The 14754-nt window shown below is 63.1% G+C and carries 15 protein-coding genes; 12 read left to right on the top strand and 3 right to left on the bottom strand.

Annotated features, from left to right (window positions below):
• Nucleotides 1-46 precede the first annotated feature (46 nt).
• A complete protein-coding gene (locus BMZ38_RS05650) occupies nucleotides 47-1012 on the top strand; it encodes a sensor domain-containing diguanylate cyclase (RefSeq protein ID WP_091335188.1) in 966 nt (321 codons plus the stop codon).
• 42 nt (nucleotides 1013-1054) lie between these two features.
• On the opposite strand, the gene BMZ38_RS05645 is transcribed toward BMZ38_RS05650, so the two are convergent.
• Both BMZ38_RS05645 and BMZ38_RS05640 read right to left on the bottom strand, forming a co-directional pair.
• Nucleotides 1055-1702 carry a Vgb family protein gene (locus BMZ38_RS05645; RefSeq protein ID WP_091335186.1) on the bottom strand — a complete coding sequence of 216 codons (648 nt, stop codon included), beginning with the start codon at nucleotides 1700-1702 and terminating at the stop codon, nucleotides 1055-1057.
• A 10-nt stretch (nucleotides 1703-1712) separates the two neighbouring features.
• Nucleotides 1713-2933: a helix-turn-helix domain-containing protein gene (locus BMZ38_RS05640; RefSeq protein ID WP_091335184.1), complete on the bottom strand. Its 1221-nt coding sequence runs from the start codon at nucleotides 2931-2933 to the stop codon at nucleotides 1713-1715.
• 129 nt (nucleotides 2934-3062) lie between these two features.
• On the opposite strand from BMZ38_RS05640, the gene BMZ38_RS05635 reads away from it, so the two are divergent.
• The 7 genes from BMZ38_RS05635 to BMZ38_RS05605 all read left to right on the top strand — a co-directional run bounded on the left by BMZ38_RS05635 (nucleotide 3063) and on the right by BMZ38_RS05605 (nucleotide 10282).
• The gene (locus tag BMZ38_RS05635) at nucleotides 3063-3827 is read left to right on the top strand and encodes a DUF899 domain-containing protein (RefSeq protein ID WP_091335181.1); all 765 of its coding nucleotides are present in this window, start codon (nucleotides 3063-3065) and stop codon (nucleotides 3825-3827) included.
• On the top strand, nucleotides 3749-4651 hold the full coding sequence (locus BMZ38_RS05630) for a DUF2182 domain-containing protein (RefSeq protein WP_217638723.1): 903 nt from the start codon (nucleotides 3749-3751) through the stop codon (nucleotides 4649-4651). Before BMZ38_RS05635 ends, BMZ38_RS05630 begins: the two co-directional genes overlap by 79 nt.
• Before the next feature lie 413 nt (nucleotides 4652-5064).
• Nucleotides 5065-5343, top strand: coding sequence for a hypothetical protein (locus BMZ38_RS05625; protein ID WP_091461997.1), 279 nt, complete (start codon nucleotides 5065-5067; stop codon nucleotides 5341-5343).
• 53 nt (nucleotides 5344-5396) lie between these two features.
• The gene (gene hxsB, locus BMZ38_RS05620) at nucleotides 5397-6830 is read left to right on the top strand and encodes a His-Xaa-Ser system radical SAM maturase HxsB (protein WP_091335176.1); all 1434 of its coding nucleotides are present in this window, start codon (nucleotides 5397-5399) and stop codon (nucleotides 6828-6830) included.
• On the top strand, nucleotides 6830-8023 hold the full coding sequence (hxsC, locus tag BMZ38_RS05615; RefSeq protein ID WP_091335174.1) for a His-Xaa-Ser system radical SAM maturase HxsC: 1194 nt from the start codon (nucleotides 6830-6832) through the stop codon (nucleotides 8021-8023). Before hxsB ends, hxsC begins: the two co-directional genes overlap by 1 nt.
• Nucleotides 8008-8577, top strand: coding sequence for a His-Xaa-Ser repeat protein HxsA (gene hxsA / locus BMZ38_RS05610; RefSeq protein WP_091335172.1), 570 nt, complete (start codon nucleotides 8008-8010; stop codon nucleotides 8575-8577). The genes hxsC and hxsA overlap by 16 nt, the downstream gene beginning before the upstream one ends.
• Nucleotides 8578-8743: 166 nt before the next feature.
• Nucleotides 8744-10282 carry an ATP-binding protein gene (locus BMZ38_RS05605; protein ID WP_091335170.1) on the top strand — a complete coding sequence of 513 codons (1539 nt, stop codon included), beginning with the start codon at nucleotides 8744-8746 and terminating at the stop codon, nucleotides 10280-10282.
• A 115-nt stretch (nucleotides 10283-10397) separates the two neighbouring features.
• Here BMZ38_RS05605 and BMZ38_RS05600 read toward each other — a convergent pair whose 3' ends face one another.
• On the bottom strand, nucleotides 10398-11111 hold the full coding sequence (locus BMZ38_RS05600) for a hypothetical protein (protein WP_091335168.1): 714 nt from the start codon (nucleotides 11109-11111) through the stop codon (nucleotides 10398-10400).
• Nucleotides 11112-11376: 265 nt separating this feature from the next.
• Between BMZ38_RS05600 and BMZ38_RS05595 the strand changes: the two genes are divergently transcribed.
• The 4 genes from BMZ38_RS05595 to BMZ38_RS05580 all read left to right on the top strand — a co-directional run bounded on the left by BMZ38_RS05595 (nucleotide 11377) and on the right by BMZ38_RS05580 (nucleotide 14682).
• On the top strand, nucleotides 11377-12006 hold the full coding sequence (locus BMZ38_RS05595) for a TIR domain-containing protein (RefSeq protein WP_245747189.1): 630 nt from the start codon (nucleotides 11377-11379) through the stop codon (nucleotides 12004-12006).
• Between the two features lie 18 nt (nucleotides 12007-12024).
• Entirely contained in the window at nucleotides 12025-13476 is a 1452-nt protein-coding gene (locus BMZ38_RS05590) for an SIR2 family protein (protein ID WP_091335166.1), read from the top strand.
• A 6-nt stretch (nucleotides 13477-13482) separates the two neighbouring features.
• Nucleotides 13483-14037, top strand: a complete 555-nt coding sequence (locus BMZ38_RS05585) for a toll/interleukin-1 receptor domain-containing protein (protein WP_091335164.1) — start codon at nucleotides 13483-13485, stop codon at nucleotides 14035-14037.
• Nucleotides 14038-14202: 165 nt separating this feature from the next.
• Nucleotides 14203-14682, top strand: coding sequence for a hypothetical protein (locus BMZ38_RS05580; protein WP_091335163.1), 480 nt, complete (start codon nucleotides 14203-14205; stop codon nucleotides 14680-14682).
• The last annotated feature ends 72 nt before the right edge of the window (nucleotides 14683-14754 follow it).

Genomic DNA, 14754 nt, shown 5'->3' with positions numbered 1-14754 from the left:
GCACACGAAGCCCGCTATCGTTCAGGTCCCCGCTGTCGTTGCACCCATGAGCTCGCCGCCCGAAACCCCGCCGACCCTTCCGCTGCCCGCCTTCGGCGGTTTCCGCGAGGCCGCCCAGGCCTGCCTGTCCATGCTGCGCGCACGCACCGGCATCGGTGCATGGTTCTTCACCCGCGTCGATGGCGGGGACTGGCTGGTGCTGGCCGCCGCCGACGACTGCTATGGCGTGCGCAGCGGCGACGCGCTCAAGTGGGCGGACTCGATCTGCTCGCGCATGGTGCGCGGCGGCCCGTGCGTGGTGGCGGACGTCAGCGCGCACGCGCCCTACGCCACCGCGCCGATCGTCCGGCACGGCATCGGCGCCTATCTGGGCGTGCCGGTGCAGCTCGACCATGGCGCCATAGGCACGCTGTGCGGCATCGACCCGCAGATGGTGCCGGTGGACGTGGAGCGCTGGCTGCCGGTCGTGCAGCTGTGCGCACAGATGCTGGCCACGCTGTGGTGCCATGACGTGCATCTGAAGGAAACCCAGCGCCGCGCGGAGCGCGCCGAACTGGAGGCGACCACCGATGCGATGACCGGCATCTTCAACCGCCGCGGCTGGCGCGAGCTGCTGGCGCTGGAGGAACAGCGCTGCCGCGACGAGCACACCACCGCCGGCGTCGTGGTGGTCGACCTGGACCACCTCAAGCGGACCAACGACAGCCAGGGCCACAGCGCCGGCGACGCGCTGATCCAGCGCGCGGCGAAGGAGATCTGCACCACGGTGCGCGCGTCGGACGTGGTCGCGCGTCTGGGCGGCGACGAGTTCGTGGTGCTGATCCTGGATGTCGGCCCTACCGAACTGGCCCGCCAGGCCGCGCGCATCGAGCAGGCCCTGCGCACCGCCGGCGTCGCCGCCACTCTGGGCTACAGCTGGCGTGGGCCCGACCGCGACCTGGGCGAGGCGTATCGCGAGGCGGACCTGCTGATGCTGGATGCCAAGCGTGGCCGGCATCGCGTCGCGCCGTAGCGCCGTCGCAGTGCCGGCGATCCGTCGCCGCGTCCGCCTGCCCTAGCTGCCGGCGGCCGCCCCCGGACGCCGGACGACCCTCAGCTTGCCGCTGTTGCCGCCGCCGCAGAAGAACTGCCCGTGGCCGTCGGACTCGAGCCCGGATACGCCCACGTCCGGCGGCATCTGCAGGCTTTCCAGCACCTCGCCCGTGCGCGGATCGACATGCCGCAGCTCGCTCTGCTCGCCCTCCCAGGTGCCGTGCCAGAGCTCGCCCTCGACCCAGGTGACGCCGGTGACGAAGCGGTTCGACTCGATCGTGCCCAGCACCGCGCCGGTATGCGGATCGACCTGGTGGATGCGGCGCTCACGGTACTCGCCGACCCACAGCGTGCCCTCGGCCCATGCCAGTCCCGAGTCGCCGCCGTTGCCGGGCGCGGGGATGGTGGCGAGCACGCGGCCGGTGTGCGGATCGATGCGATGGATCCGGCGTTCGGCGATCTGGTACAGGTGCGTGCCGTCGAAGGCGGTGCCGGCGTGCGCGGCGACCTCGATCGAGCGCAGCATCCGGCCGCTGGCCGGATCGAGTGCGTTCAGGCGGTCGCCGGAGGCGAACCAGACGCGTTCGCCGTCGTAGGTCACGCCGTGGACGCCTTCGACGGCCGGGAAGGGGCCAAGTTCCTGCACGATGTCTGCGTCGGCTCGTTTCATGGCGCTGATGCTAGTCGCCCGACGGCGGCACGGGGAGTAACAAGGCGGTCGCGAATCCGGGCAGGGCCGGCGTCATCCAGCGCCGTGCACGCCCGCCACCGACCGCCTGGACCTTGCCCGTCGCCGCGAGTGCATCGAGGGCGCGCTGCACGCTGCGCTGGCTGGCCCCGAGCGCCAACGCCAGCGCCGAGCTCGACCACGACTCGCCGTCGGCGAGCAGGGCCAGCACCGCGGCGTGCCGCTCCTCGACCGGGCGCGCCAGTACCACGACGTTGCGCGCGCGTTGCGGCACCAGCTCGAAGCCGCGCCCGGTCGCGCGTACCTCGGCGGCGCCGCGCAACAGTGTGCGCAGCCGGCCGATCTCGACCCGCAGGCGCGCGCGGTGCGATGCGTCCGCGTAGCGCGTGCGGAACGCCACCGTGATGAGCGCATCGCGCGGCACGTCGCCTGGCCATGCCTCGCCGAGCGCCCGCGCCACCGTGAACAACACCGGGCGGCTGGCCAACGGCACCCTGATGCACGCATCGCCGACAAGGTGGCGGCAGCCATCCACGACCAACGCGTCGGATGCCAGCAAGGCTTCCACCTCGTCGAGCCGCAGCAGGCGCTCACCGCCGTGCCCGACCTGCCGCGCTGCCGGCGCATCCAGCGCGCGCAGCGCGCTTTCGACCTCCGCCGCCAGCGCCGGGATGCCGGCCTGGCGCGATGCCTGCGTGGCCTGTGCCAGCGCCGCCCGCGCCGGCCGCGTCTGCAGCCGGCGCAGCGCGATACCGGCGAGGGTCAGCGCGTGCGCGGTGCGCAGCGCGGGCGGGAAGGGCGCCGGGTCGAGCCGGTCGAGCGCGCGCTCGGCATCCTCCAGACGTCCGATCAGCAACAGCCGGCGCGCCTGCAGGCAGCACGCATGCGCGGCGTTCAGCCGGTCGCCATGCGACGCCAGCGTCGTGCGCGCGGCCTCCAGCGCGCGTGTCGGCCAGCCGAGGTCCCGCGAGACCAGCGCAATCTCGGCCTCGGCAAGCACGCAGCGCGCACGTGCCACCGACTCGCGCGGCCCGAAGGCCCGCGCCGCACGGCGCAACAGCACCTTTGCGCGGCCCAGGTCGCCCAGTTGCGCCATGGCCGTCCCGCGCAGCGCCAGGGCAGGCGCGTCTTCACGCAGCGCGACGCGATTGAGGGCGCCCAGCGGATCGCCGGACGCCAGTGCATGGGCTGCGGCGGTGATCAACGAGTCCATCGGAACGTGCCGTCCAATCGCGCCACAGTTGTCACTCCCCGCCGTGCCGGACCCAGGCCTAGCGTATCCCACACCAACCACCGGACGTCGCCGCGCGAGAGCGGCGGCGTCACTCATGGGAGCACGCAAATGACGCAGGCAACGATTGGAACACGCGAGGAATGGCTGGCGGCGCGCCTGGCGCTGCTCGATGCGGAGAAGGCGCTGACGCGCCGCAGCGACGAGCTTGCAAGGCAGCGACAGGCGCTGCCCTGGGTGCGCGTGGACAAGGCCTACCGTTTCGATACCGCGCGCGGCGAGGCCACGCTGGCCGAGCTCTTCCAGGGCCGTTCGCAGCTGCTGGTCTACCATTTCATGTTCGGTCCGGATTACCAGGCCGGCTGCCCGTCCTGCTCGGCGATCGCCGATGGCTTCAATGGCATCGTCACCCACCTGACCAACCACGACGTCACGCTGTGTGCCGTGTCGCGCGCACCGCTGGCCAAGCTGCAGGCGTACCAGCGGCGGATGGGCTGGACCTTCCCGTGGGCGTCGTCGCATGGAGGCGACTTCAACTACGACTTCAACGTCTCGATCACCCCGGCACAGCAGCAGGCCGGCGAGGTCGAATACAACTACCGCCGCGGCGGCCACCCGATCGCCGCGGCACGGTACCCCGAACCGGTACACCAGTTCGCCGCGACCTGCGGCACCGATGCGCCCACCTATGTCCGGGATCGGCCGGGCATGAGCACCTTCGTGCACCGCGACGGCGTGGTCTACCACACCTACTCGACCTACGCGCGCGGCCTGGACGGTTTGTGGAACATGTACCAATGGCTCGACCGCGCGCCGCTGGGGCGCAACGAGCAGGACATCTGGTGGCGTCGCCACGACGAGTACGGCGAGGGCTGAACATGGCCGCTGACGTGCAAACGGCCGCGGCGGCCGAGGTTCCCCCGCGTGGCGACGGTGGACAGGCCGCCCGCCGGATCTTCTTCGCCACCGGTGCCCTGCTCTTCGCGGCCGCCGCATGGCTGACGATCGCGCGAAGCAACGGCATGTCCATGGCCGGCATGCCGATGCCCGGCGGCTGGACCATGTCCATGGCGTGGATGCGCATGCCAGGGCAGAACTGGCTTGCCGCCACCGCCACGTTCCTTGGCATGTGGAGCCCGATGATGGTCGCGATGATGCTGCCGTCCCTGCTGCCGACGCTATGGCGCTTCCACCAGGCGGTCGGTCACGCCGGGGGCATGCGCCAGGCCGGCCTGGTCGCGCGGGTGGCCATCGCCTACTTCCTCGTGTGGAGCGCACTGGGGTTGGTCATCTTTCCGGCCGGCGCGGCGCTGGCCGCGATGCTGATGCACTGGCCGGCGCTGTCGCGCGCCGCGCCGGCCGCCGCCACCGTCATCGTCCTTGCCGCCGCGACGCTCCAGTTCACTCCGTGGAAGGCACGCCGCCTTGCCAGCTGTTGCGGTATGCCGAAAAACCTGGCGGCTGACACAGCCTCCGCCTGGCGTCACGGCCTGCGCCTGGGCGCCCGTTGCGTCCATTGCTGTGCCGGCCTGGCCGCCGCGCAACTGTCGATCGGCGTGATGGACCTCGGCGTGATGGCGGTCGTGGCCGCCATCATCACGGCCGAGCGGCTCTCGCTCCCCGGCAAAGGTCCGGCGCGCTTCAGCACCGGCCCGCACCATACGTCCCGATCGCGGACGGACCAGGCATCCGGCTCATGAAGCCCGTGGAGCAATTGTGTTCGTTTGAGCAAAAATTGGCCAAACGGACACTTTTTGCTTCAGTTTCAGCAAAACTTGTCCAAGCCACTCGGTGGAACGCAGTCCGCTGTAGGTACATCCCCACTGGTCAGCCAACCCCACCAATGGCGAACAAGCGCCTGGGACCGGCAGACCATCTCGAGGCCGGCTCTATCCACCTCCCAAGATCCCCACCAGACGTCCAAACCTGCGCCCGGTGGTCAAACCACGCTTGATCAAGGCTGGACTACGTTTTGGCGGAGGTGCTTAACAAGATCTTGGACGGTCACTCAGCGGCAAAGGGCCGGCGGGAGCTTGCGATTCCCGACTTCCCGTCGCACCATCGGGAAGCCACGGGAGCGTCAGGGGGACGCATGGCACCGGTTCGATTTCTCATGGATGCCAGTTTGTTCCCCGCCGATGTGCTCGCGCGGACCGCTCACCGCTACACCGGTGATTTCTTTGTGGACCTCGCATGCTCGGACAACGGGCATACGGTCGCGCTCACTCCTAAGCACCAGGATGTCGGAATAACCGACATCGAAGGCCGCTTCCGCAACGACGCCTTAGACGAGCGTCTGCGCGAGCGCATCAGGGCTGAAACCACAGATCTCCACGTATCGCTGGCTCAGGCGGCCTTACGCCAGGCCTCGCCTCGCGGTCCGAGCCGGTGAAGTTCGCACCACGCTCAGCATTCGTGGGCCAGCCTGGCTACCGACTGCTCCCCATGCGCTTTCGGCGCCTTCCATGGGATGAAAGCCGAGTGCTCGTGTCCTCCATGGCCGGAGATTGGATGGTCATGCCGCGCGCGGAATTTGAGCGCGTGGTGGAAGGAACGGTGGCAAGGGAAGAGGCTCTCTTTGCGGATCTCGAAGCCCGGCACCTCGTTATGGCCGATCCCGCCATCTCCACCTTGGCGCCCTTGCTCTCGCAATACCGCACGCGCAAGGCATACATCGAGCGCGGTCCATGCCTGCACATCTTTGTAGTCTCGCTCCGCTGCCATCACACCTGCGCCTATTGCCAGGTCTCGCGCCAGCCGGTCGGTGAAACCACCTTCGACCTCACACCGGAGGACGCCCGACATGCGGTCGACCGCTTGTTTGAGTGGCCGGCCCCGGATCTTACGGTCGAATTCCAAGGAGGTGAGCCGCTGCTTCATTTCGAGCGTGTCCGCACGTTGACCAAGGCGATCACCGAGCGCAATCGCAGCGAGAAGCGGAACCTGCGGTTCGTCATCGCCTCAACGCTGCACGATCTGACCGATGACCAACTCGCTTTCATGCGAGATCATCGGTTCGAGCTCTCCACCTCGCTCGACGGCCCCGAGTGGCTGCACAACGCCAATCGTCCGCGTCCCGAGCGCGACAGCTACCGGCGCACCATCGAAGGCATTGAGCGCGGCCGCAAGATGCTCGGGGAGCATGCTGTCTCAGCGCTCACCACACTCACCCGACGAAGCCTCGACGCACCGGTAGAGATTGTCGACGAGTACCGAAAGCTCGGCTTCCACTCGATTTCCCTGCGCCCGCTCAGCCCCTACGGCTTTGCGCGAAAGACGGAAGCACGGACGGGCTATTCGATCGACGACTTTTTGCGCTTTTACCGCAGCGCCCTTGACCACCTGTTGGCCGTAAACCGAGACGGATACTTCATGGAGGAAACCTACGGGCGCCTCCTCTTATCCCAGCTCTTTACTCCCTTCGCACACGGGTACGTGGATCTGCGTTCGCCGACGGGCGCCGGTTTAGGTGCGGTCGTCTACGACTACGATGGCCTCGTCTATCCCTCGGACGAAGCGCGCATGCTCGCCTCCATGGGAGACCGATCGTTTGCCTTAGGGCACGTCGATGAGACTGTTGCTACCTGGCTAGCGAGTCCAGTGATGCAAAAGGTTTTAGAGGCCGGCGTCGCCGAGGCCCTGCCCACGTGCGCCGATTGTGCCTACGTGCCATTTTGTGGAGCAGACCCTATCGACCACTACGCTCGTCAGGGCGACACCATAGGCCACAGGCCGACGAGTGATTTCTGCCGCAAGCAGATGGGGTTGTTTGATCTTCTGCTGCGTCGTTGGGAACAAGGAACGCAGGAAGAACGCGAGATCCTCGAAGGCTGGGCCATTCGGTCCACCCGCCGCGAGCCGGTAGGGGAAGCCGCGTAATGGCCACCTTGGACGCCAAGTTTGCTTTCCAAGGTTGGGCTGCTCCGGCCCTGGTCAAGGTGGCAGGTCTCACCGAGTTTGCCTCTGGAACCTACCCGCTCGAGCGAATGGTTCTCGACCTTCGGGAACCCAAAACACGCCAAGCCTCAAGCACGCTTGCTCGTCTGCCTTGGGCCGGGTTCCTCGTGGACTCTCCCGAGGATGCACCTGCCGGCCGACCGTGGATTGCCGCCAACGATCAGGCCTTGGCTCTCGGCTCAGGCGATGTCATCGAAGTCATTCCCGCCAACGGCAAAGTGGCACGGCGCTACCGGCGAGGCGCCAACAACAACATTTTCTTTGCGACTGAGCGCTGCAACAGTTTCTGCCTGATGTGCTCTCAGCCGCCCCGGCAAATCGAAGACGACTGGCGCGTGGAACACCTCTGCGACCTCGCCGCGCTAATTGACCGAGATACTCCTTCTCTGACCGTTACAGGTGGCGAACCAACGCTCCTCGGCGAGGGCCTCAACCGCGTGGTGGCCCGTTGCGCGAGCGTTCTTCCCAACACTGCACTGCACATCCTCTCGAACGGTCGAAACTTCGAAAGGCCTGGTTTGGCCCAAAGCTTCGATGGTCTTCATCCTGCGTTGACCTGGGGCATCCCTCTGTATGGGGACACCTACGAGCTGCACGACTACATCGTCCAAAGCCAGGGCGCCTATGCGCAAACCCTCCGGGGTCTTTACGCGCTCGAAGCAGCTCACCAGCGGATTGAGATCCGCGTGGTCTTGGTCCGCCCGGTAGTCGAGCGCCTACCCGCCCTAGCACGCTTTATCTACCGCAACCTGCCCTTTGTGAGCCATGTCGCGCTGATGGGAACCGAGCCGACCGGCTTTGCGCGCGCACATCAGGACACGCTTTGGATTGACCCCGCAGACATGAGCAGCCCGTTGACCGAAGCGGTCGACAAGCTCGCGCGGCGGGACATTCCGGTATCGCTCTACAACTTCCCACTTTGCACCTTGCCGAAGGCTCTTTGGCCGCATGCGCAACGGAGCATTTCCGATTGGAAGCAGCACTACCTTCCCGCATGCGAGACCTGCCAGGTGCGGAACCGTTGCGGCGGTTTCTTTGCGTGGGTAACAGACCCTTGGACAAGTCGTGCCATTAAGCCCATTCGGGATGAGGAGACAACATGCGTAAGGCCCTGACCATAGCGGGTGCAACCCTCTCTGTGTTCCATGGCGTGGCCCATGGGTCTGACCATCCAGAAAGGAACGCGCGACTTACTGACCTCGCAGCTCGCGACGGTGACTACACGGTCACGCTCGCCGCGCCTTTGAATGGCGACGTCCGCAATATGTATGCGAGCCACGCGTCTCACAGCTCCCATGCGTCTCACAGTTCGCACAGCTCGGGCAGCGGTGGCTCTTACAGGTACCCAAGTTACACGCCGGCTTACTCTGCCCCGGCCCCGGCCCCGGCACCGGCACCGGCACCCGCCCCTAACACCAGCTACTCGTCTGGGGTCCAGCCCCTGATGTCGACCACCGCGCGCCCGACGGCTGACCAGCTAAAGCTCATGATCATGCGCGTTCAAGCGGCGCTCTATGCGCGTGGCTACGATCCCGGTGCGATTGATGGGGAACTGTCGGATCAGACCAAAAGCGCGCTCGGCTCCTTTCAAACCGCGCACGGCATGAAGGCCACGGCCAAGATGACCACTGAGACCTTGAACGCCTTGGGCGTGGCACTGGGGCCATAGAAGGCCTTACGAGCTCATCTGAGGGCCCCTTTCCCTGCGGCGAGCGCAGATTCCTCTGACATCCGCGGATTTGCAGCACTCTTGGCGCTGGCAGCTCGCCCATGTATGACCTACCCCATAGGTCCGCACAGTCAATAGTTATCTGATGAAGGGGAGATCCTAGCCAGTGAAGATCAAATCAGTAACGGTGAATCGCTTTCGTGGCTATTCGGAGCCGGTCTTTATCGCGATCGACGATCTTTGCGTGCTGGTAGGACGAAATGACATTGGAAAGTCCACAATTCTCGAAGCGCTAGACGTCTTCTTCAACGAAGGCAAGGGGTGCATCAAGATCGACAAGGAAGACTTGAACAAATCCTGCTCCGCACGAGGCGAAGATCAGATTGAGATCAGCGTTGAATTTGCGGAACTCCCGCCCGAGATCGTGATTGATTCCACAAACAGGACGACTTTGGCGAGTGAGTACTTGACCACCGCCCAAGGGACATTACTCGTGGTCAAGCGCTTTGCCCCTTCTGGAAAAGAACGGGTCTTTATCCGCGCCAATCATCCCACCGCTGCCGGCTGTTGTGACCTCCATAAAGAGAAGATAGCCGACCTCCGTAAGGTCGTGGAAGAGAATGGCTTCTCCTGTTCGGACAAGACCCGGAGCGCAGAGCTTCGAAAGGCGATTTGGGCTGGCCACACTGACTTAGCCCTTAGCGAACGTGAAATTGAAATAGCCAAGGAGGATACCAAGGCGATCTGGGATCAACTCAAGACGAACATGCCACTGTTCACTTTGTTCCAGTCTGACCGAAAAAACGCTGACTCGGATGACGAGGTACAGGATCCAATGCGCGTGGCAGTTCGGGAAATACTAGGAGATCCAACCATACGCAAGAGCCTTCGTATGGTTGCCGACAAGGTACGTGCGCGCTTGGAGGATGTCGCGGGCCGAACTCTCGAAAAACTACGTGAGCTGAATCCGCAACTCGCTGCTTCACTGGATCCGCAACTGCCTGATTCCGAGGCGCTAAAATGGCCAGACGTTTTCAAGGGCGTCGGAATATCAGGGGACCAGGGCATTCCCATCAACAAGAGAGGCAGCGGGGTTAAGCGACTTGTATTGATAAGTTTCTTCCGCGCTGAAGCTGAGCGAAGACTAGCTGAGGCAGGTGGTCGACACGTCGTCTACGCCATTGAGGAGCCAGAAACCTCGCAGCATCCCGAGCACCAGCGTGGTCTAACGGCGGCTCTGAAAGCACTTTCAACGGCACAAGCTACCCAGGTCCTGTTTACGACGCACAGCCCAGAAATCGTCAAGCACCTGAGTTTCGACTGCCTCCGACTGGTGTCTAATGCCCCTCACGCGCGCGTGTCGCGTGTTTTGCCCAATGAATTGCCCTACCCCAGCCTCAACGAGGTCAGCTTCTCGGCATTCGGCGAACCGACTGCCGAGTACCATGACGAGCTTTATGCACACATCGAGTCGTCGGGTGACCTCGATACGTTCCGAGCGACGAGGCCACTCGTGAACTACACCAAGCTTCTCAAAAATGGCTCAACGCGAACGGAGCAAATCAGCAGGACGGATTTTATTCGTCATCAAATACATCATCCTGAGAATTCGCACAATCCGCGGTTTTCCTCCACTGACCTCTATGACTCCATTTCGGATATGCGCGCTTTCATCAATGCTCAGCGGAGCGCGGTCATCGGCTAACAATTCGTCCACGCCGACGCCGCTTCGCGCCGCGGCCTAACTCACTTCCAACGTTCGAGATCCGCTCCGATCGAGAGTGGACATGCGCCTTTGCCGCGACGCCCCTGGCAGCCAATCACCCCTTGGACCGACCTCTTGCATCGCTCGCCTGTAAAAAGGCGAAGTCGATCGTCTGTTTGACCATGCAAACTGTAGCTTCGTAGCACATTACGCCGATGCCGAAGAACAAGAAGATCAGAAGCCCGCCGAGTACGCGCACCATCGCTTGCTGCCGCAATGCATCGGACACATCGGCCGTGAACACCCAGTGGGACGCAACCCAAACGAGACCAGCCCAACATATGCCAAGGAGCCAGTTGATGCGGGTGATCCGCGCGCTGGCTACAGAACCCAGTGCTGCCACCCCCGATTGGAGCAACTTAATAGTGGCTTCATCTGGAGCGACGGACCTGATGTGCTCTGCAAGGCTAACGACTTGTTGAGACCGAACTCGCAGCCGGGCAGACCGACTTGGAAGGGGGAAAAGTAACGAACCGGTAGCCATCAGTCCGGCGATGACCCAGCTGGACGGCGCGTGAAGATTTGCCGCCGAACCTCCGGGAGTCACCCACACGATGGCAACGAGGATGCACCACCAGGCGGGAACTAGGAGCAGCCCGAGCCCAAAGGTGGCCAGGCGTTCTCGGGCGCCTGCGAGGAGGAACCAAGGCACTTGCACCACGGCATCAATCATAGGTTCGACCGATTTCCAACTTGGTTTAAGGCGAGCTCCTATGACTAGGCACTCGGCCTCCCTAACGATCGACACCGCTTCGTCGAAGATGGTCATCCCTTTCCCCGTGATCGGCCGTTGTCCGCGCGGCACACGATCAGGCGAAAGGCCTTCACTGTGCTCACTGCCTTCGTACCTACCCCTGGCAACGTTCCCAAATTACCTTGCCCCGACGTCTGCTCTCGGCCAAGAGCGGCCATGCAACCGGAGTTAGGCCGGGCCCGACGTTCCGCCGCTTTCAGTAGCGGTCGGGTATAGAGTCCCGGGTTGATCGTAGCTGTGTTTGCCAAGTGTTGTGCATAGATCGCTGGCGTCATCCCGAATGGCCTGGGATGCTGCTGCCAATATCGAAAGACTGCTGCAAGCGCCGCACTTCACGGAAGTTGAAGTTGTTCCTAATGCGATCCACACTCAGGGCATTCGGTTGACTGTGAACAACAGCAGGGGGAATTTCGTGACACGTCGTGTTTTTTTCAGCTTTCACTTTGATAACGATTACTGGCGCACGCAGCAGATAAGGAACATAGGGGCTCTGGAGGGGCAGTCTCTGTGTACTCCCAACGCATGGGAGGAAGTGAAGCGGAAGGGCGACTCCGCTATCGAGAAATGGATCGCCGACAACATGCACGGTAAGAGCTGCGTGGTCGTGCTGGTTGGCTCCGAAACCGCGAGCCGCCGTTGGGTCCGACATGAGATCGTCAAGGCTTGGAACGACAAGCGAGGTGTCGTCGGCATTCGCGTTGATAGGCTGCTCGATCGAAACAGTCAGACTTCCGTTGCCGGCGCAAACCCGTTCGATGCGATCACCTTTGGCGATTCGGGCCCTAAGCTCTCGTCGGTCGTGCAGCTGATCACTCCCACAGGCAACGATAGCAAAGGCGTCTACGCCTCAATTTCGAACAACATCGAAAGGTGGATCGAGGAAGCAATCGCCATCCGCAGCCGCAACTAACGACAGGGAGGCAGCGCGATGACCGCTGCGACGACGAAGCGATTTCTGAAGGACTATCCCGAGGCTCTCATTGCCGGGGTCGGCGCAGTATTCGTCGGCGCTGGAGTGTCCATGGCGGCTGGCTATCCGTCCTGGGCCTCGCTCCTGACCGAGGTAGGTGAGGAGCTCGGTGTAAACTCAGGCGAATTGCACGATCTGGCAGCGCTGGCCCAGTGGAGCATCCAGGAGAATGGATCCGCTACACGGGTTCGCAACGTTATCAAGCAGCAGATCGGCGTCGAACGCCCGATTCCTCCATCGCTAGAGATCATTTCAAGGCTGCCCGTCAAGTATATCTGGACGACGAACTACGACCGGCTGGTCGAACGCGCGTTCGGCGCGGTGAACCGGCCGATCGACACCATCTCTGGGGCGGCCGACCTTGCCCTGCGCCCGACGCCCGGAGCTTCTCGCCTTTTCAAGATGCACGGCTCGGTCGAGCGCCTAGACGACGTCGTCATTTCAACGGACGACTACGAACTATATCGTTCGAAGCGCGGGGCATTCCTTCCGCTCCTGCAAGCGCACCTCTCGAGCATGTCGATGCTCTTCCTCGGAATTAGCTTCACGGATCCCAACATCCGACACGTGCTGTCATTGATCCGCGAGAGCTTCGCGTCCGCGCCGCCGGAACACTTTGCCATCGTGCGCCCACCACAGCGAGGCGAGTACAAATCGGAAGCTGAATTCAAGGCACGTAGCACCCAGCACAGGCTCTGGAGCCGAGACTTGAAGCGCTACGGCCTAATGGTGGTCGAGATCGACGACTACGCGGAGGTGCCCGCACTCCTGCATCAGGTCGAACGAAGTGTGGCGGGACGACGGGTATGGGTAAGCGGTAGCTGGCCCCCTGAGGCCGGCGCCGACATCGCCAGGGCCTATGGCGTCGCGCACGCCATTGGTCAGCTTGTAGGTGAGCGTGGCCGCGATCTCGTCAGCGGGGCAGGTGTTGTCGTCGGGTCCGCCTCTATCGCGGGCTTCCTCGACGCGCTCCGTGCAAACGGCGGATGGGATCTTCAGCGCCGGCTGATCGCCCGCCCCTTCCCCCAGCCAATTCCTGGAGCGTCACCTGACCGTGCCCAATGGGCCGCCTTGCGTTCGGAGCTGGCTCGAGTAGCCGGCGTAGTGATATTCGTTGGTGGGATGAAGATTGATCCCAACACTGGCGCCACGGTGGTGGCAGGTGGCGTTCTCGACGAGTTCGAGGCCGCGAAGGCGGCAAGCAGTTTTGTTATTCCTATCGGTTCGACCGGTGGCGCTGCCGCTCAAATATCGGATAGCCTCATCGGTTCGAAAATCGACGTGTCGGGGCTTAATGCAATGCGCCCCACGGATGAAGAACTCAAGGCGTTAGCGCGCCCTGGCATCTCGATCGAAGAGATCGTGAAAATGGTGTCCGAGATTCTCGCGCGCATCGACAATAGAGCCTGAAAGTCAATGGCGCGATACATTACCCGGGACCAACTCCGCAGCTTCGCTACGGAGCTGGGGCTGGTCGAGGCGACGAGAATACGTCGGGCGGCAGCTTCGAGGGCGCTGGCGGGCTCCACCTTCTTGTCCCATTCCAGCAAGGATGACGAACTCGTCGCCGGTGCGATTCGAGTGCTAGAAAATCACGGCGCAAAGGTCTACGTCGACGAAATTGATCCGGAGATGCCTCCCTATACGAGCGAGGAGACGGCGGCCCTATTAAAAGCGCGAATCCGAGATAGCAGCCGTTTTGTGCTGCTCGCGAGCAAGAACAGTAAGGAAAGTAAGTGGGTGCCGTGGGAACTCGGCATCGCCGATGGTGCAAAGACTCCATCCAAGATTGCGCTGTTTCCAGCATCAGATTCCAGCTTCGACCAATCGTGGGCTTCGTGGGAATATCTCGGGCTCTACAACCGCATCGCTTGGGGGAAGCTCGAGGGATATCAGAGGGAGGTTTGGATGGTCATCGACGAAAACCGCAATATTGGCGTTGAACTGAGTAAGTGGCTGAGTGGGTATTAGATCCAGGCTTGCCGCGCTAACCGTTACGTTGACCAGGAGCATATCAATTGCCAGCTTCAGATCTGCTCGTCTCTTGAGCAGGCTCCCATCTTTCGCTGACTCAAGTCCGCTTTGGGTCGGAAGCGGACGCGCTAATCTGGTCGAAGACAACCTGAGCGCGGTGCGATGGACACAAAAGCGGTTGTGCGGCGGCTGGGTCGGGGAGCCGAGCGTGGCTTTGACTTCAACGAAGAGTCTCGTGCGTTTAATTTGCTGGCACATTTTCAGCTGGTGGAGCTTTCACTGAAGGTCTACATCGGCACCGCGCACAGGCTGATCGCCGCGCGGGTAGATGGACTTATGCCCTATAACTTCGACGAGCGTTCGCTGGAAAGAGCCCCTCTTGAGCGCTTACTGAGCATGTTCAAGGTTGTTAACAGCAACGGGCCGCTGCAGAAGCGCTTGGCCGGTCTAGTCGACAAACGCAACGATGTAGCACATCAGATGCTCTTGCCGCACTTCGGAGTGCCAAGGCGCCATGCGGACATCCGGCGCTGTCACGATGAGCTCAAGGCAGTCCAAGAGTCACTCGATCGGGCCATGAAATTCTTGGCCCGCGAGATCGTCAGCCTCAAGGAGGCCCCAGGGCGAGCTAGTGGTCCCTGACGTCCGAATTCGGCCGGAAGCGGACGTTCAACGCTTGAGCTTGAGCGAATTGTTGGCGAGATGCCGCTATTG

Source organism: Frateuria terrea, from assembly GCF_900115705.1.
In the GTDB taxonomy this organism is placed as follows: Bacteria; Pseudomonadota; Gammaproteobacteria; order Xanthomonadales; family Rhodanobacteraceae; genus Frateuria_A; species Frateuria_A terrea.
The sequence above is the reverse complement of the archived record's forward strand: the minus strand, read 5'-3'. Positions and strand labels throughout refer to the sequence as shown.